Source organism: Nibribacter koreensis (genome assembly GCF_039541795.1).
In the GTDB taxonomy this organism is placed as follows: domain Bacteria; phylum Bacteroidota; class Bacteroidia; order Cytophagales; family Hymenobacteraceae; genus Nibribacter; species Nibribacter koreensis.
Genome location: NZ_BAABGX010000001.1, coordinates 314,519 through 330,868 on the forward strand (window position 1 = coordinate 314,519; position 16,350 = coordinate 330,868).

The window sequence follows — 16,350 nt, forward strand, 5'->3', positions numbered from 1 at the left end:
TGGCATACAGCGTAAGACATAAAAAAAGAGGAAGCTTTTAGGGCTTCCTCTTTAATAAAATAACTTATAGGCAAGAGCTTAGATACGTGTGATTGAAGCCCCTATAGCGTTCAGGCGGCCATCAATGTTCTGGTAGCCACGGTCAATTTGTTCAATGTTATGGATCACGCTACGGCCTTCGGCAGAAAGGGCGGCCAATAACAAGGCAACACCCGCTCTGATGTCTGGAGACACCATGTCAATACCGCGTAAAGGCACTTGTTTGTTCTGGCCAATCACCGTGGCGCGGTGTGGGTCACATAAGATAATCTGCGCACCCATGTCAATAAGTTTGTCCACGAAGAACAGGCGGCTCTCAAACATCTTCTGATGAATCAAAACCGTTCCTTTGGCTTGCGTAGCAACTACTAAAGCCACGCTCAACAAGTCAGGAGTGAAGCCCGGCCAGGTATGGTCAGAGACAGTTAGAATGGAACCGTCAATATAGGTGTCAATCTCGTAGCTGTCCTGCGCCGGAATGAAGATGTCATCCCCTCTGAACTCCATGTTAATGCCCAACCTACGGAACGTATCCGGGATTAAGCCTAGCTCATGGATTTGTGCGTTCTTGATGGTAATCTCAGAACCGGTCATGCCTGCTAAACCAATGAAAGAGCCAATCTCAATCATGTCTGGGAGCATGCGGTGCTCAGTACCTCCCAATTTCTCCACGCCTTCAATGATGAGCATGTTAGACCCTATGCCTGATATCTTGGCACCCATGCGGTTTAGCATCTTACACAATTGCTGCAAGTACGGCTCACAGGCGGCGTTGTAGATGGTGGTGATGCCTTCAGCCAAAACAGCGGCCATGGCAATGTTGGCCGTGCCCGTCACAGAAGCCTCATCCAGAAGCATGTAGGTACCCTTCAGGTTTTTGCCCTCCAGATGGTAGAAGCTGTCCTGTGAGTCATACTGGAAGGTAGCGCCCAGTTTCTCAAACCCGATGAAGTGGGTGTCCAGCCTTCTGCGGCCAATTTTGTCTCCGCCGGGCTTTGGCAACTTCGCCATCCCAAAACGTGCCAACAAAGGCCCCATGATCATGACAGAACCTCTAATGGCTCTAGCCTGCTCCACAAAGGGCTGGGTAGAAAGGTAATCCAGGTTTATGTCAACGGCTTGGAACGTGTAGGTGTCAGGCGCATTTTGCTCCACCTTAACGCCCATGTCACGTAACAGCTCAATGAGTTTATTCACATCCCTGATGTTAGGGACGTTGGTAATCACCACAGGCTCTGAAGTTAAGAGCACTGCGCAAAGAATCTGCAAAGCTTCATTCTTCGCCCCTTGCGGGATAATCTCGCCGTTTAATGGGCGGCCACCCAATACTTCAAAAGAAGCCATGCGTACTTATTTATTCTTACGGTTATTCTGATACTTATTCTGCTGACCGCCTTTGTTCTTCTGGTTACTGCTATTGCTGTAGTTGTTGCCAGGTCCCTGTGACGTTTTGATGGTGCTGTCAAACAATCCACCTTTCTCTAATAGCGAGGCGTCCAAATCCAGCTGTCCTTTAGACAAGTCTCTCAGGTTCTCTAAGATGACCTGGTCAGACACGCTGTCTTTGTTGTACGTGCGGTACAAGACTTTCATGAGCTTGCCAACCGAGATGATGGCGGCCTCTTTCTCAACCGGGTCCTGAATCTGGGTGGCCTTCTCAATGAGGCTTTCCAGGTTGGAGCCGTAGTGCATGTATTTGGGCGTGTTCTTAGGATATTCTACGCGCTGAGGTTTGTCATTGAGGTAGTCCATGGCGCTCAAGGTGAACGGCGCGTCTACATCCAGCTTCCCGTCGGCCATTACGTACAAATGGTTCCAGAGCGTTTGTTGCGCATCCTGGATGTCTTTCACGTTGGGGTTAAGCCTGCCCATGAGGTTCACCAGAAGCTGGGCCAACTGGGTACGCTTGGTACGGTCTTCTACGGTCAAGATGTACTGCACAATGTTCTGCACGTTGCGGCCGTACTCTCTCAATAAAAGCTCTTGTTTAAATGTAGAACTGGCTACCATGTTGATGGGATGAATTGCTTGGTCAAAATTAGGAATTTATACTGAGGTAAGACGCAAGACACAGGACATAAGACACAAGATAATATGCCTATGCACAATAAACTATCCGTTTTTGGGCTGTTTTCATGAAAACAGCCCAAAAACGGATATAAAAAGAAAGTCTTATGTCTTAAATCTAGCGTCTTAAATCTCTTTTATGCGTGCACCTTGAGCTTGGCAAAACTCAATAGCAGGGTTTTCTCACCTACGCCCTCAAACTCAATGATGGCTTTAGTGCTATTGCCCTGGGTGTCCATTTTAGTAACGGTGCCAAACCCGAATTTAGGATGCTCTACGCGCATACCCGCCTGTAGGTTAGAGGTATCACTAGGCGTAAAGTCCGGAGACGGCGTGTAGTTAGGCGCAGCGGCAGGTTTTTTGGCGGGCGTGATGAGCTGGCTCACCGGTGTTTTGCGCTGTAGCACCTTCTCAAACGGTCCGCGCTCATCGCCAAACTTGAAGTTCAGGTAGCTTGGGTCAATCTCGTCAATAAAACGGCTTTTTTCAGCGGCCCGCAGGTTGCCCCACTGGTAGCGGCTGGTGGCGTAGGAGAGGGTCAGCTTCTTTTCGGCGCGCGTGATGGCCACGTAGAACAGACGGCGCTCCTCCTCCAGATCAGCGCGCGACGATAGCATCATCTGGCTAGGGAACAGGTTCTCCTCCATGCCCACTATGAACACGTTCCGGAACTCAAGACCCTTGGCCGAGTGGATGGTCATCATGGTCACGTACTCGCCTTCTTCTTCTTTCTTGGTGTCTGCATCCGTCAGGAGCGCAATGTCCTGCAAGAAAGACGGCAGGCTCTTGTCTTCTTTCTCAGGGTCATCCACAAACTCCTTGATGGCGTTCAAGAGCTCCTGAATGTTCTCATACCGGGCCAAGCCCTCCACGGTTTTATCTGAGTACAAATCATCTACCAAGCCCGAATGCTTGGCAATATAAGTAGCGGCCTCAAAGGCGTCTTTTTGCTCAGCTACAATGGCAAAACTCTTAATCTTGGTGGCAAACTCGTCAATGGCCACGCCGGCGCGGCCCATGCCCAACTGCGAGGCATGGCTCACCACTTCCCAGATGCTGTGGTTGGTGTCATTGGCCGTCACAATCAGTTTCTCCACGGTAGTATCACCAATTCCGCGTTTAGGGTAGTTGATGATGCGGCGCAGGGCCTGCTCGTCGTTGTGGTTGATGGACAGACGTAAGTAAGAAATCAAGTCCTTGATCTCCTTGCGCTGGTAGAACGACAAGCCGCCCACAATGCGGTACTTGATGTTCATCTTGCGCAGGGCCTCTTCCATAGCCCGTGACTGGGCGTTGGTGCGGTACAAAATGGCGAAGTCCTCATAAGAGAGGTGCTGGTTCATCTTCTCCTCAAAGATGGCGTGCGCTACCAGCTTGCCTTCCTCGTTGTCAGAGCTGGCTTTAATCACGTCCACTAGATTGCCTTCCTCGTTTTCAGAAAAAACGTCTTTGCGCAGCTGGGCCTTGTTGTTCTTGATGACGCTGTTCGCCGCCTTTACAATATGCTGGGTAGAGCGGTAGTTCTGCTCCAGTTTGAAAACCGCCAGCTCAGGATAGTCACGCTCAAAATTGAGGATGTTGGTAATATCCGCACCCCTGAACGCATAGATACTCTGGGCGTCATCACCCACTACGCAGATGTTGCGGTCTTTGGCGGCTAGCTTACGGGTAATGAGGTACTGACTGTAGTTGGTATCCTGGTACTCATCCACCATCACGTATTTAAAGATGTTCTGGTACTTGTTCAAGACATCCACATGGTCCCTGAAGAGCACATTGGTGTTGAAGAGCAAATCGTCAAAGTCCATAGCGCCCGCCTTAAAGCAACGCTCCTGGTAGGTCTTGAAAATCTGCCCAATCTTAGGTCTTAAGGCCGCCTCGTCGTCGGCCTGAATAGAAGCATCCCGCAGGTATTGGGCCACCGAGATAAGTTTGTTCTTCGCCCCGGAGATTCTGCCTAACACCACGTTTGGTTTGTAGAGCTTGTCGTCCAGGTTCATTTCCTTTACAATGTTCCTGATGAGCGTCTTGGAGTCATCAGAGTCATAGATGGTGAAATGGCTAGGATAGCCTATTTTAGTAGCCTCGGCACGTAGAATGCGGGAGAAAACGGAGTGAAAAGTGCCCATCCAGAGGTTCTTAGCCTCGGGGCCCACTACTTTCTCAATACGGCCGCGCATCTCTTTGGCCGCCCGGTTGGTAAAGGTCAAAGAGAGTATATTGAAAGGATCAACGCCCTTTTCCAGCAAATGCGCAATGCGGTAAGTAAGTACTCTGGTTTTGCCCGAGCCCGCACCGGCAATGATCATACAAGGGCCTTCAGTATTTAAAACAGCGGCGCGCTGTGACTCATTCAGGAGTTTGAGATAATCCATGCTCACAAGTATTCTTTCTGTCTAGGAGAACACAAAATTACGGAAATAAGATCACACTTCTTTGGCCATTGGCTAAGGTCTTTAGCCAGAAAGGGAAAGAACCGCCAGTTTTGGCATCTTAAGTTTAGTCTTAGCTAGTCAAGAGGGTGACAGCATGAAAGAAATTCAGTCTTCCTGTGTGCCACCATCTGGCGATATGGTAGAGAAGATGGGTAAAAACATCCCCTCAGATTTTATGTTTGTACACAGAAGCCCTACTTTTACGGTTTGACTAAATAAATTAAAGGGCTTATAAGCCAGTTCGGGGGAACTACCATGATTTATTTTGAGAACGACATCATCACCATCCAGTATGACGAGGCGCGTCAGCTGGTATTTACAGAATGGCACGACTTCGCCAACAGTGAAGACTACCGCAGCATTTTAAACCTTTACCTGAAACTGGTGCAGGAAAAGCCTGTCAAACTGTGGATTGGCAATAATACTAAGGCCAAAGCCATACGGCCCGCAGACCAGGAATGGACCGCTAAAGAATGGGCCGTGCAATTTGCGAAGGCTGGTCAACTGCGCAAAATGGCCGTGGTGGTGGCAGAAGACCTCTTCAACAAAATGGCGGTGGAGAATATGTTCATCAAGGCAGCAGGCATAGTCCCTTTTGACACCCGGTACTTCCAGAGCGTTCCAGACGCCGAGGAATGGGTACTAGAGGACTAACCGATTTTAGCCTGTTTTCCAGAAAGTAGCCCAAAAACGGCTACTTTTCTTTTTTAGGGAAAACCATGTGCCGTTCCCATCATTTGTAGCCGAACTTAAATCCCGGTACTTTTGTCCTTCTCCTGAAATTGACTTGTAATGATAGTACTGCAAAATACCGTCCTCTCTGACGACTTGAAAGACAAGTTCTTTGTCTGCAACCTGGACAAATGTAAAGGAGCCTGCTGCGTGGAAGGTGATTTAGGCGCACCCCTGGAGAAAGAAGAGCTTTCTGTCTTAGCCGAAGTCTACGAACACGTAAAGCCCTACATGTCTTTAGAAGGGGTGAAGGCCGTGGAGGAGCAAGGCCTTTACATTGAGGAGTTTGACGGAGACTTTAGCACCACCACCATTGGCAACCGTGAATGCGCCTACGCCATCTATGATGAGAACCTCACCCTGAAATGCGCCATTGAGGCCGCTTACCTGGACGGGAAAATCTCCTGGAAGAAGCCCATCTCCTGTCATTTATACCCAATCAGAATCACCAAGTACGATGGTTTTGAGGCACTAAACTATGACCGCTGGGAAATCTGCAATCCTGCCTGTTCCTTCGGGGCTGAGCTGGGCGTGCCGGTCTACAAGTTCTTGCGCGAGCCTTTGATTAGAAGATACGGTGAGGAGTGGTTCAATGAACTGGACGCCATGGTGGCCAGTGAGGAATTAGCTAAATAGTTGGTTAGAAGTTTTAGAGAAAGCCGTTTTTGGTCTGTTTTCAGGAAAACAGACCAAAAACGGCTTTCTCATTGTTAGCAGACTGCAAAAAGAATTGCACAAAAGAAAAGGCCCACAAACTTAGTTTGTGGGCCTTTTCTTTTGTGCAATTCTTAAGATTACAATTTCGTGAAATCGTAGTTGTCTAAGTAGCTGGTGGTGAACTCGCCAGATTTGAACCCTTCATCGTCCATCATGGCCAAGTGGAAAGGAATAGTGGTTTTTACACCCTCAATCACAAATTCGCTCAAGGCACGCTTCATCTTCACCAAAGCCTCTTCACGCGTTTGGGCGCTTACAATTAGCTTGGCAATCATGGAGTCATAGTTGGCCGGGATGGTGTAGCCCGCATACACGTGCGTGTCTACGCGTACCCCGTGACCACCTGGTATGTGCAACGTAGTGATCTTACCCGGGCTAGGACGGAAGCCCGCCTTCGGGTCCTCTGCGTTGATACGACACTCAATGGCGTGCATTTGCGGGTAGTAGTTCTTCCCTGAGATTGGAATACCAGCGGCTACCTTGATCTGCTCCTTGATCAAGTCATAGTTCACCACTTCTTCGGTGATAGGATGCTCCACCTGAATACGGGTGTTCATCTCCATGAAGTAGAAATCCTTGTGCTTGTCTACCAGGAACTCAATGGTACCCACACCTTCATAGTTGATGGCGGCGGCACCGGCAATGGCCGCCTGGCCCATACGCTCACGCAATTCATCATCAATGAACGGCGATGGCGTTTCCTCAATCAGTTTCTGGTGACGGCGCTGGATAGAACAGTCACGCTCAGACAAGTGGCATACCTTTCCAAACTGATCTCCCACAATCTGGATTTCAATGTGGCGGGGCTCTTCTACAAATTTCTCCAGATACATGCCGTCGTTCCCGAAAGCGGCTTTGGCTTCCTGACGGGCATCGTTCCAGGCCTTGTCAAACTCGTCCTCAGATTTGATGATGCGCATACCGCGTCCACCACCACCGGCCGTAGCCTTGATGATGACCGGGTATTTGATTTTAGCGGCCAGTTTCTTGCCTTGCTCAGCAGAGTCCAATAGACCCTCAGAACCTGGAATGGTAGGTACGCCGGCTCTTTTCATGTACTCCTTGGCAGACGATTTGTCTCCCATGGAGTTGATCATCTCAGGGCTGGCGCCAATGAACTTGATGCCGTTTTCGGCACAGATTCTGGAGAACTCAGCGTTTTCAGAAAGGAAACCGTAGCCCGGGTGAATGGCGTCTGCGTTGGTGATCTCAGCAGCGGCAATCAGGCTGGGCATGTTCAGGTAAGAAAGCGGGCTAGGAGCGGGACCAATGCATACGGCCTCATCTGCGAAGCGCACGTGCAGGCTTTCCTTGTCGGCGGTAGAGTAAACGGCCACCGTCTTAATGCCCATCTCTTTGCAGGTACGGATGATCCGCAACGCAATCTCGCCCCGGTTAGCGATTAGTATTTTTTTGAACATTGTTTAATGTGCTAATTAGTGGATGTGCTAATGTGCTATGACAAATAAATAATGTGCTGATGAGCTGCTTACAATGTATTTGCAGAAAGAGGCATGCGCCTACGGATTCTGCCTAATACAAACATTAGCACATCAGCACATTAATCAATTAGCACATTAACTAGGATCTACCAGGAACAAAGGTTGGTCGTACTCAACAGGCGTTGCGTTGTCGGTCAAGACTTTCACAATGCGGCCAGATACCTCAGACTCAATCTCATTGAACAGCTTCATGGCCTCAATGATACAGATAACCTGACCTTTCTTCACCTCATCACCCACATTCACAAACGCTGGAGACTCTGGGTTGGCTGAGCGGTACATGGTACCAATCATAGGAGCTTTGATGGCCACGTAACGGCTGCTGTCGTCTGCCGGTGCGGCAGGCGCCGATGGAGCGGCCGGAGCAGGAGCAGCCACTTGCGGGGCAGCTTGCTGCACGGGAGCAGGGGCCGACTGTTGGGCAGGAGCGCCACCTGTTACGTAGCTTACTTTCTGGTTAGGCTCACGTTGTACAGAGATCTTGAATTCTTCTGTCTCAATGTCCACTTTGTTCAAACCAGATTTCGCGATGAAATCAATGAGTTCTTGTAGTTCCTTAGCTTTCATAGGGTTATTTTACTCGTTCGGCGTATGAATAAGTACGCGTGTCTACTTTAATTTTTTCGTCCATTCCAATAAACAAAGGAACGGTAATAGTGGCTCCTGTTTCTACTATGGCAGGTTTAGAAGCGTTGGTGGCCGTGTCTCCTTTGATACCAGGCTCTGTATACGTAACGGTCAGCTCAACATAGGTAGGCAGTTCAGCGGTTAACGGCGTCTCTGTCTCTGCGTGGAACAAGATAGTCACTTCCTGGCCTTCTTTCATCAAATCTGCAAAAGGAACCAACTTTTCATTCAAGGTCACCTGCTCAAAGGTGTTGGCGTCCATGAAGTTGTAGCCATAGTCATCTTTAAAGATGAACTGGTGCGGACGTTGCTCTACGCGGGCAGTAGTCACCTTGATACCAGCCGTAAAGGTATTGTCTACCACTTTGCCGGTTTTGATGTTTTTTAATTTAGTGCGCACGAAAGCGGGACCCTTGCCTGGTTTCACGTGTTGAAACTCAGAGATGAGCCACAAGTCGCCGTTGAATTCAATGCATAGCCCGTTGCGAAAATCAGCGGTAGTTGCCATAGTAATGCGTTATTTTCAAAAAATGGGAAGCCGAAATGCTTCGTATTTACACAAAAAAAATTCGGCCAAAGATAGCCGAATTTCTTGATTTATATAGGAAAACTGTATAAAAACACTGATGGATTACTTAGGGTCATATGCCCATTTCAAGTAGATGGCACCCCAGGTGAAGCCACCGCCAAAGGCCGCCAGAATAAGGTTGTCGCCTTTTTTTAACTGTGGCTCATACTCCCACAGACACAAAGGAATGGTGCCGCTGGTGGTATTACCGTATTTCTGGATGTTGAGCATCACTTTCTCAGAGCCCACGCCCATGCGATTGGCCGTGGCATCAATAATGCGCTTGTTGGCTTGGTGTGGCACTAACCAGGCCACATCGTCAGCGGTCAGATTGTTGCGTTCCATGACCTCGGCAGAGACGTCTGCCATGCCCTTCACGGCAAACTTGAATACCTGCTGGCCTTCCTGGTAGGCAAAGTGCTCACGGGCTGCCACGGTCTCTGCAGTGGCCGGCTTGCGGCTGCCACCTGCTTTCATGTGCAGGAACTGAGCGCCAGAGCCATCAGACTTTAAGATGCTGTCTTGGATGCCCAGCCCTTCTGTGTTAGGCTCTAGCATGACGGCTCCGCCACCATCCCCGAAGATGATGCACGTGGCGCGGTCTGTATAGTCTACAATAGAAGACATCTTGTCTGCGCCCACTATGATTATTTTCTTGTATTTGCCCGTCTCAATAAACTGAGCGCCGGTAGCCAAGGCAAAAAGAAAGCCAGAGCAAGCTGCCTGGATGTCATAGCCAAAAGCATTCACCAAACCGGTCTCAGCAGTGATGATGTTGGCCGTAGCCGGGAACACCATGTCTGGGGTGGTGGTGGCGCAGATAAGCAGTTCTACCTCTTCTGGCTTGGTGTTGGTTTTTTTGAGAAGGTCCAGTACGGCTGGGATAGCGATGGCGGAGGTACCTTGGTTTTCGCCTTTGAGGATGCGTCTCTCACTAATGCCGGTCCTGCTGACAATCCACTCATCATTGGTGTCTACCATGGTCTCCAACTCTTTGTTGGTCATGATATAGTCAGGGGCATAGCCGCTCACGCCCGTAATTGCCGCGGTTATCTTACTCATAATCTTCTGAGGCTTGTAATGGGAAAGCGCTTACCTGGCGCTAAAACTTTTTTTGAGTCGCTCTGCTATCTTGGCCTCGGCCATTCTGTTAGCCAGGTGCACCATGTTGCAGATGGCCGTAGGAGTAGAGACGCCGTGGCCAATGATGGCATTGCCGTTCACGCCCAGGATGGGGCTGCCGCCTACCGCCTCATAGTTGAAACGGTCAAAGAACGGGTCAGAGATTTGCTTTTCATGGATTATGTCAAAGATAGACTCAGCCATTTTGAGGATGACGTTACCGGTAAAACCGTCACAGACAATCACGTCTGCTTTGTCATTGAACAGGTCGCGCCCTTCAATGTTACCGATAAAGTTGATGGATTTGTTTTCTTTGAGAAGCTTGTAAGTAGGCTGGGTGAGCATGGTGCCTTTCCCTTCTTCCTCCCCCAAGTTCATGAGGCCTACGCGTGGTTTGTCTATGTTGAAGACATACTCTGCGTACAAGGAGCCAATTAAGCCAAACTGGTCCAGAATCTCTGGCTTGCAGTCTGCAATGGCGCCCACGTCCAGCATGATGCCGTAGCCGCCAGACAGTTTAGGAATAAAGCTGGCAAGGGCAGGGCGTAAAATCCCTTCCACTTGCTTTACGCTAAACACAGCGCCTACCAGCATGGCACCGGTGTTACCGGCGCTGCAGAAGGCGTCTGCTTTTTTGGAGGCGAGCATGCCATACCCCACGGCAATGCTCGAATCCGGTTTTTGTGTCAATGCTTTGGTAGGGTGCTCACCCATCTCAATCACTTGAGACGCGTGTACTACCTTAATTCTGGAGCCGGTATAACCGTGCTTTTGCAGGAGAGGGTGAATAAGGTCTTCTTTTCCAATAAGGATAATCTGTACCTCGTCTTTCAGTGTCTCAGCGGCCTTGATGGCGCCTTCTACAACAGCTTCGGGGGCAAAGTCGCCGCCCATCGCATCCAGAGCTATTTTCATGTAAAGGGTATTTGCGTAACTATCCTACAAGTAACTAAAATAAAGCCTGAAAAGACAAGCTTTATTAAGCAACAGAGGCGTAATTTTTAATAGCCACTTTACCGTTGTGGTATAAGTCACCGTCCACTACATAAGCTCTGTGGTATTGGTGAACCTCACCCGTAGTTGGGCAGGTAGCAATAGCCTTTTCAGTAAGCTTGTCGTGCGTTCTTCTCTTATCTCTTCTGGTTTTGGAGATTTTTCGCTTAGGATGTGCCATCTCAGGTAATTATTACAAAATTGGTTTAAAAACTTATTTACTTAATCTTACGCAGGGCTTCAAAACGAGGGTCCACCGGACCGTCCTCGTCATCGTCGTCCTCTTCTTCATCTGCTGTGCCAGTGGTGTAGATTAAGAGTCCTTCTGACTCATCCTCTTCGTCCTCATCACCTGCCTCCTCTATAAACCGAGGGTGCAGTTTCTTCATGGGTACTGCCAAGCCTATGAAATCATAGAGGTGCTGGGCAATATTTATGAACTGAGTCTCTGGTACAATCTGCAATACGTTCTCGTCCATTTCTAAATCTTCTGGACCAAAGCGCACCAACAGTACTCTTTCTATGTCTAAAGGCAGGTTGAACTCCTCCAGGCTGCGGTCACAGGTAACGCGTACCTCACCGTTAATGTAGAAAGTGAAATGCAGTAAAAGCTCCGACTTCTTTAGCACTACGCGCGCCTTTAAGTTGCCGCCGTGAATCAATTCCTGGCTGAACATCTCAAAGAACGGGTTACCCAATTCAAACTCATACTCATGCGTCTTGTTGCTGAGTTTGGTCAAATGGATATCGTACTTCTTTATCTCCTTCACGTTGCAGACTTTTTTTGCAAGTCGCAAAATTAGCAAGAATATTCGTATAATAAAATACAGATGCCTTTTTTGCGATGATTAGTTATTGTCGTTTTTGAGGTGTTTTGCTGGAAACAGCCCAAAAACGGTACTAGTTCATTCTACACTAACGGCGTACGCGCCTTCAAGATGTCCAATGCCGCAAACAAGGCTTCTCTGAACGAGGTCTCATCTGCCTTGTTCTGCCCGGCAATGTTATAAGCCGTGCCATGGTCAGGGGAGGTGCGCACCACAGGCAAACCAGCGGTAAAGTTCACGCCCCGCTCAAAGGCCAGGGTTTTAAACGGAATCAAGCCTTGGTCATGGTACAAAGCCAGCGTAGCGTCAAACTTCTCATAACTGCGCGTGCCGAAGAAACCGTCTGCCGGAAATGGACCAAACACCAGGTTTCCCTTCGCTTTTAATTGTTCGATGACTGGTGAAATAATCTCTGCCTCCTCTGTACCCAACAAACCATTCTCGCCGGCGTGGGGGTTCAGGCCCAAAACCGCAATCTTAGGTTTCTGAATGCCAAAATCCTTGCGCAGTGAGCTATCCAGAATGGTCAGTTTTCTGATGAGCAACTCTGGCGTGATGCGCGAGGCCACTTCTTTTATAGCAATATGGCCGGTGGCCGTAGCCACGCGCAATTTGTCTGCCACTAAGAACATAAGGCTCTCAGGGGCGTCAAAGTAATGCGTGAAAAACTCGGTGTGACCCGGGAATTGAAAGCCTTCGCCTTGGATGTTGTCCTTGTCAATGGGAGCCGTCACCACTGCCTGAATCAAGCCGGCTTTTAAGTCTTCGGCGGCTTTGAGCAAGGCTAGTCTGGCCAAGGTACCCGTAGCGGCAGAAGGCTTACCCGGCGCGAAGTCCAGTTCCTCTTCCTGACAGTTGAGCACGTTCACTTTGCGTGGTTGGGCCTGGTCAGCAGAAGGAATCACTTGAAAGCTGAAATTCTCCAGCGCCAGTTGCTTGCGGTAAAAGTTGATGGCGTTCGCTGTGCCGTAGATAATTGGGGTACAGTAATGCAAGACGCGGTTGTCTGCCAAGGTCTTTAAAATCACCTCGGGGCCTATGCCGCTTACATCACCAATGGTAATGCCTATCCTTACTTTGTTCTTTTGCTCCATAGATTAGGCCGTAGCCAGAGACGTTAGGAAATGATACAACAAGCGCACGCTGGTACCCGTGGCGTTCTTGCCTCGGTAGCTGTCTGGGCTTAGCAAATAGGCGGTACCCGCAATGTCCAGGTGAATCCAAGGGTAGTTGGTGAAGAACTCTAAGAATTTTCCCGCCGAGATGGCACCAGCTTCCGCGCCGCCAATGTTCTTCAAGTCGGCTATGTCAGACTTCAAGTGGTCTTGATACTCTTCCCACAACGGGAATTCCACCAGACGCTCATGCGCCAGGTCACCGGCCAGTTTCAAGTCTGTTTTTACTAAATGGTCTGCCGTACCCATCATCACAATGCCTTCGCGGCCAATGGCTCTGGCGGCGGCTCCGGTCAGGGTGGCGATGTCAATGACCAATGAAGGGTTGTACTTCTTAGCGAAATGCAGGGCATCCGCCAAAATCAAACGGCCCTCAGCGTCGGTGTTCAAAACCTCCACGGTATGGCCGCTGTGCATGGTAATCACATCACCCGGCGCGAAGCCTTTGCCACTGATTAAGTTGTCTGTGGCCGGAATCAAGCCAATCACGTGCAAAGGCACCTTGTTTTTAGCCAAGGCGGTGATGGTTCCGGCCACGGCGGCGGCTCCTGACATGTCTGACTTCATGTAGTCCATGGAGTTAGGCGTAGGCTTCAGGCTCAATCCGCCGGTGTCATACACCACGCCTTTGCCTACTAATACCACCGGTTGCTCATTAGTGGCGTTTTCAGGCTTCCATTCTAAAATAGAGAAGGTAGGGGATTCATCGCTGGCCTGGCTTACGCTTAAAAGTCCACCCATCTTCAGGGACTGGATTTGTACCTCATCCAGAATCTCCACTTTCACGTCCGTGCCTTCCAGCATCTCCTGAATCTGCTCGGTGAGCAAGGTGGCCGTCTGCTGGTTATGCGGGGTGTTGATGAGGTCGCGGGTCTGGTACACGGCGTGCAACAGGTTGGCGGTCTCCTGGATTTGAGTTTCGTTGTAACTGTCACCGGTCACCGTTACTTTCTGCAACGTGGGCGGCGTGGCCTTCTCGGTTTTGTACTTCAGGAAAGAGTAATTGCTCAAGACCAGGCCTTCGGCTACAAACAGGGCGGCGTCTGCGCCCGTGGTATCTATGAGGGCAATGTGCTCTACTTTATCTGCGGAGAGGCGTTGGTGCAGGGCATGTCCAGCTTTGCGCCAGGCCTCGTTGGTGTCGGTTTGTTTCTTTTTCGCTTCTGTGTACACCAAATACACCTGATGCGTATATCTGTTGAGCGTGACCACGTTGCTTTTAAGCTCCAATTGCCGCTGGATGAACGTGAGTTCATCTGCTGAGAATTGGGTTTGGAGGGTTTGGTCACGGCCTGAAACCAATACAGCCTTGCTGGTAGGCTCGGCTAATGTTGCGGAGTATGTCAGTTCTGTGCGCATAAGATGTGTATCTTTGGCTGCAATATAGCCTTAACAAACGGAAACCGAAAACCAGTGAAGCTCGTCCAGCCCAAGAAACACCTAGGTCAGCATTTTCTCACCGACCTCAAGATAGCCCAGGATATTGTGGAGGCCCTGCGCCTGCCCAATGGTGCCAAACACGTCTTGGAAGTAGGACCCGGCATGGGCGTGCTCACGCAGTTTTTGATTCAGCATCCAGAGTACCAGACCACCATCGTAGACATTGACCGCGAGTCCATTGCCTGGCTCAACGAGCATTTTCCGCAATTAGAGGGTCGCGTACTTTTAGCTGATTTCCTGAAAACCGACCTAAAAACGCTGTTTGACGGACCTTTCTGCGTGATTGGCAACTTCCCCTACAACATCTCCACCCAGATTCTTTTCAAGGTACTGGACCACAGAAACCAAGTACCCGAGGTGGTGGGCATGTTGCAGAAAGAAGTGGCAGAGCGTATTGCGGCCCCGCACGGCTCCAAAACCTATGGCATCATGAGCGTGCTCTTGCAGGCTTTCTATGACATTGAGTACCTGTTCACGGTGCATGAGAACGTTTTCAATCCGCCACCCAAGGTAAAGTCGGCGGTCATCCGGTTAACCCGCAACAAGGTAGAAACCCTGCCCGTGGATGAGAAGCTGTTTGTAAAGGTGGTGAAAGCCAGCTTTGCCACGCGCCGCAAGACGCTTAGAAACTGCTTGAAGCCCTTCAACCTTCCCGAGGAGATGACCAAGGTGCCCTTGTTTGACAAGCGCGCCGAACAGCTTTCCGTGCAGGATTTCATTCAACTGACTCACCAGATTCAGATACAACATGCAGTCTGAGATTACCCGCGAGTTCATTGATCAGATAGAAGACGCTGTTGAGCGCCGCGACAGCGAGTTCATCCTCTCTAACATGGAGGAGATGTACGCCGCCGACATCACCACGGTGCTGTATGAACTCAATGCGGAGCAAAGCAAGTACGTCATCGACATTCTGCCTTCAGACGTAGGCGCCGAGATTCTCTCTGACCTGGATTCGGATGTGCGCACCAGCTTCCTGAAGAACTTCACCACCGAGGAGATTGCCCGCTACCTGGGCCAGATGGATTCAGATGACGCCGTGGATTTGCTCAACGAGCAGCCCGTGCAGCGCAAAGAGGAAATCATCGCCTTGCTGGAGGATCAGGAACAGGTAGCCGACATTATTGACCTCTTGCACTATGACGAAGACTGCGCCGGCGGTCTCATGGCCAAGGAGTTAATCAAAGTGAACATCAACTGGCGGGTAGGGCAGTGCATTGAAGAAATAAGACGCCAGGCCGAAGAAGTAGAGAAAGTCTATGCCATTTACGTGGTAGACGACCGCGACAAACTGGTGGGCAGGCTAGGCATGAAAACGCTCATCCTCACTAATGACAACACGCCCATCTCCCAGATTTACGACGATGATGTCATTGCCATTGAGTCTTATAAAGACGAGCAGGAGGTGGCCACCGTCATGCAGAAATATGACCTGGACGCCATTCCCGTGGTCAACATTCAGGGACGCTTATTAGGTCGTATTACCATTGATGACGTCATTGACGTGATTCAGGAGCAAGCCGAGCTGAGCCGTCAGTTGATGACGGGTATTACCGAGAACATTGAAGAGGATGATAGCGTGTTCAGGTTGTCCAGAGCGCGTCTGCCGTGGCTTATGGTGGGCATGGTGGGTGGTTTGCTGGGTGCCAAGTTCATTGGTCTCTTTGAAGGCGACATTGCCATCATTCCGGCCCTGGCCATGTTCACACCGCTTATCACCGCTACCGGCGGAAACGTAGGCATTCAATCCTCCTCCATTATTATTCAGACACTGGCCAATAAGACAGTGATGTTTGACAACTTCGCGCAACGTATTATTAAAGTGTTGCTGGTGGCCGTGATCAATGGCTTAGTAATGTCTGGCTTGGTGATGGGGTTCAACGTGTTGTTCAATGTGGATTTCACACTGTCTATTGTCGTGTCCGTGGCCTTGTTTAGCGTGGTATTGCTGGCTTCTTTTATGGGAACCGTCACGCCCATGATTCTGGACCGGTTTGGGGTAAACCCTGCTGTGGCCGCCGGACCTTTCATCACCACCGCTAATGACTTGCTGGGCTTAGCCGTATACTTTATGGTGGCGCACTCGCTGTATAATCTGTAGTTTTT

16 protein-coding genes are annotated in these 16,350 nt (G+C 49.9%); 4 read left to right on the forward strand and 12 right to left on the reverse strand.

Going from position 1 to position 16,350, the window contains the following annotated elements:
- Positions 1–78 precede the first annotated feature (78 nt).
- The 3 genes from murA to ABD880_RS01285 form a co-directional block, all read right to left on the reverse strand.
- Positions 79–1,383 carry a UDP-N-acetylglucosamine 1-carboxyvinyltransferase gene (gene murA, locus ABD880_RS01275; protein ID WP_345161522.1) on the reverse strand — a complete coding sequence of 435 codons (1,305 nt, stop codon included), beginning with the start codon at positions 1,381–1,383 and terminating at the stop codon, positions 79–81.
- Positions 1,384–1,389: 6 nt separating this feature from the next.
- On the reverse strand, positions 1,390–2,049 hold the full coding sequence (locus tag ABD880_RS01280) for a DUF4290 domain-containing protein (RefSeq protein ID WP_345161524.1): 660 nt from the start codon (positions 2,047–2,049) through the stop codon (positions 1,390–1,392).
- Positions 2,050–2,243: 194 nt separating this feature from the next.
- Positions 2,244–4,481: an ATP-dependent helicase gene (locus ABD880_RS01285; RefSeq protein ID WP_345161526.1), complete on the reverse strand. Its 2,238-nt coding sequence runs from the start codon at positions 4,479–4,481 to the stop codon at positions 2,244–2,246.
- 315 nt (positions 4,482–4,796) lie between these two features.
- Here ABD880_RS01285 and ABD880_RS01290 point away from each other — a divergent pair, with 315 nt between their 5' ends.
- Complete coding sequence (locus ABD880_RS01290; protein WP_345161528.1) at positions 4,797–5,195, forward strand: hypothetical protein; 399 nt, start codon at positions 4,797–4,799, stop codon at positions 5,193–5,195.
- A gap of 138 nt (positions 5,196–5,333) precedes the next feature.
- Positions 5,334–5,909, forward strand: coding sequence for a DUF3109 family protein (locus ABD880_RS01295; protein WP_345161530.1), 576 nt, complete (start codon positions 5,334–5,336; stop codon positions 5,907–5,909).
- 158 nt (positions 5,910–6,067) lie between these two features.
- On the opposite strand, the gene accC is transcribed toward ABD880_RS01295, so the two are convergent.
- The 9 genes from accC to ABD880_RS01340 form a co-directional block, all read right to left on the reverse strand.
- Positions 6,068–7,411 carry an acetyl-CoA carboxylase biotin carboxylase subunit gene (gene accC, locus ABD880_RS01300; protein WP_345161532.1) on the reverse strand — a complete coding sequence of 448 codons (1,344 nt, stop codon included), beginning with the start codon at positions 7,409–7,411 and terminating at the stop codon, positions 6,068–6,070.
- 156 nt (positions 7,412–7,567) lie between these two features.
- Positions 7,568–8,059: an acetyl-CoA carboxylase biotin carboxyl carrier protein gene (gene accB, locus ABD880_RS01305; protein WP_345161534.1), complete on the reverse strand. Its 492-nt coding sequence runs from the start codon at positions 8,057–8,059 to the stop codon at positions 7,568–7,570.
- A 4-nt stretch (positions 8,060–8,063) separates the two neighbouring features.
- On the reverse strand, positions 8,064–8,627 hold the full coding sequence (efp, locus tag ABD880_RS01310; protein ID WP_345161536.1) for an elongation factor P: 564 nt from the start codon (positions 8,625–8,627) through the stop codon (positions 8,064–8,066).
- Positions 8,628–8,750: 123 nt separating this feature from the next.
- Positions 8,751–9,749 (reverse strand): beta-ketoacyl-ACP synthase III, encoded by a 999-nt coding sequence (locus ABD880_RS01315; RefSeq protein ID WP_345161537.1) that lies wholly within the window; start codon positions 9,747–9,749, stop codon positions 8,751–8,753.
- A gap of 30 nt (positions 9,750–9,779) precedes the next feature.
- Positions 9,780–10,724 (reverse strand): phosphate acyltransferase PlsX, encoded by a 945-nt coding sequence (gene plsX / locus ABD880_RS01320; protein WP_345161539.1) that lies wholly within the window; start codon positions 10,722–10,724, stop codon positions 9,780–9,782.
- A 64-nt stretch (positions 10,725–10,788) separates the two neighbouring features.
- Positions 10,789–10,983, reverse strand: coding sequence for a 50S ribosomal protein L32 (gene rpmF, locus ABD880_RS01325; protein ID WP_066510210.1), 195 nt, complete (start codon positions 10,981–10,983; stop codon positions 10,789–10,791).
- Positions 10,984–11,020: 37 nt separating this feature from the next.
- Positions 11,021–11,572 (reverse strand): YceD family protein, encoded by a 552-nt coding sequence (locus ABD880_RS01330; protein ID WP_345161543.1) that lies wholly within the window; start codon positions 11,570–11,572, stop codon positions 11,021–11,023.
- A 140-nt stretch (positions 11,573–11,712) separates the two neighbouring features.
- The gene (gene pdxA / locus ABD880_RS01335; protein WP_345161544.1) at positions 11,713–12,723 is read right to left on the reverse strand and encodes a 4-hydroxythreonine-4-phosphate dehydrogenase PdxA; all 1,011 of its coding nucleotides are present in this window, start codon (positions 12,721–12,723) and stop codon (positions 11,713–11,715) included.
- A gap of 3 nt (positions 12,724–12,726) precedes the next feature.
- Positions 12,727–14,163 (reverse strand): leucyl aminopeptidase family protein, encoded by a 1,437-nt coding sequence (locus ABD880_RS01340; RefSeq protein WP_345161546.1) that lies wholly within the window; start codon positions 14,161–14,163, stop codon positions 12,727–12,729.
- A 54-nt stretch (positions 14,164–14,217) separates the two neighbouring features.
- Here ABD880_RS01340 and rsmA point away from each other — a divergent pair, with 54 nt between their 5' ends.
- Entirely contained in the window at positions 14,218–15,003 is a 786-nt protein-coding gene (gene rsmA / locus ABD880_RS01345) for a 16S rRNA (adenine(1518)-N(6)/adenine(1519)-N(6))-dimethyltransferase RsmA (RefSeq protein WP_345161548.1), read from the forward strand.
- Positions 14,993–16,345: a magnesium transporter gene (gene mgtE, locus ABD880_RS01350; protein WP_345161550.1), complete on the forward strand. Its 1,353-nt coding sequence runs from the start codon at positions 14,993–14,995 to the stop codon at positions 16,343–16,345. Before rsmA ends, mgtE begins: the two co-directional genes overlap by 11 nt.
- The last annotated feature ends 5 nt before the right edge of the window (positions 16,346–16,350 follow it).

What these genes read in the sequence shown, in the direction of transcription:
- murA (WP_345161522.1), bottom strand. Translation starts at nt 1,383, where the DNA reads ATGGCTTCTTTTGAAGTATTGGGTGGCCGCCCATTAAACGGCGAGATT.
- ABD880_RS01280 (WP_345161524.1), bottom strand. Translation starts at nt 2,049, where the DNA reads ATGGTAGCCAGTTCTACATTTAAACAAGAGCTTTTATTGAGAGAGTAC.
- ABD880_RS01285 (WP_345161526.1), bottom strand. Translation starts at nt 4,481, where the DNA reads ATGGATTATCTCAAACTCCTGAATGAGTCACAGCGCGCCGCTGTTTTA.
- ABD880_RS01290 (WP_345161528.1), top strand. Translation starts at nt 4,797, where the DNA reads ATGATTTATTTTGAGAACGACATCATCACCATCCAGTATGACGAGGCG.
- ABD880_RS01295 (WP_345161530.1), top strand. Translation starts at nt 5,334, where the DNA reads ATGATAGTACTGCAAAATACCGTCCTCTCTGACGACTTGAAAGACAAG.
- accC (WP_345161532.1), bottom strand. Translation starts at nt 7,411, where the DNA reads ATGTTCAAAAAAATACTAATCGCTAACCGGGGCGAGATTGCGTTGCGG.
- accB (WP_345161534.1), bottom strand. Translation starts at nt 8,059, where the DNA reads ATGAAAGCTAAGGAACTACAAGAACTCATTGATTTCATCGCGAAATCT.
- efp (WP_345161536.1), bottom strand. Translation starts at nt 8,627, where the DNA reads ATGGCAACTACCGCTGATTTTCGCAACGGGCTATGCATTGAATTCAAC.
- ABD880_RS01315 (WP_345161537.1), bottom strand. Translation starts at nt 9,749, where the DNA reads ATGAGTAAGATAACCGCGGCAATTACGGGCGTGAGCGGCTATGCCCCT.
- plsX (WP_345161539.1), bottom strand. Translation starts at nt 10,724, where the DNA reads ATGAAAATAGCTCTGGATGCGATGGGCGGCGACTTTGCCCCCGAAGCT.
- rpmF (WP_066510210.1), bottom strand. Translation starts at nt 10,983, where the DNA reads ATGGCACATCCTAAGCGAAAAATCTCCAAAACCAGAAGAGATAAGAGA.
- pdxA (WP_345161544.1), bottom strand. Translation starts at nt 12,723, where the DNA reads ATGGAGCAAAAGAACAAAGTAAGGATAGGCATTACCATTGGTGATGTA.
- ABD880_RS01340 (WP_345161546.1), bottom strand. Translation starts at nt 14,163, where the DNA reads ATGCGCACAGAACTGACATACTCCGCAACATTAGCCGAGCCTACCAGC.
- mgtE (WP_345161550.1), top strand. Translation starts at nt 14,993, where the DNA reads ATGCAGTCTGAGATTACCCGCGAGTTCATTGATCAGATAGAAGACGCT.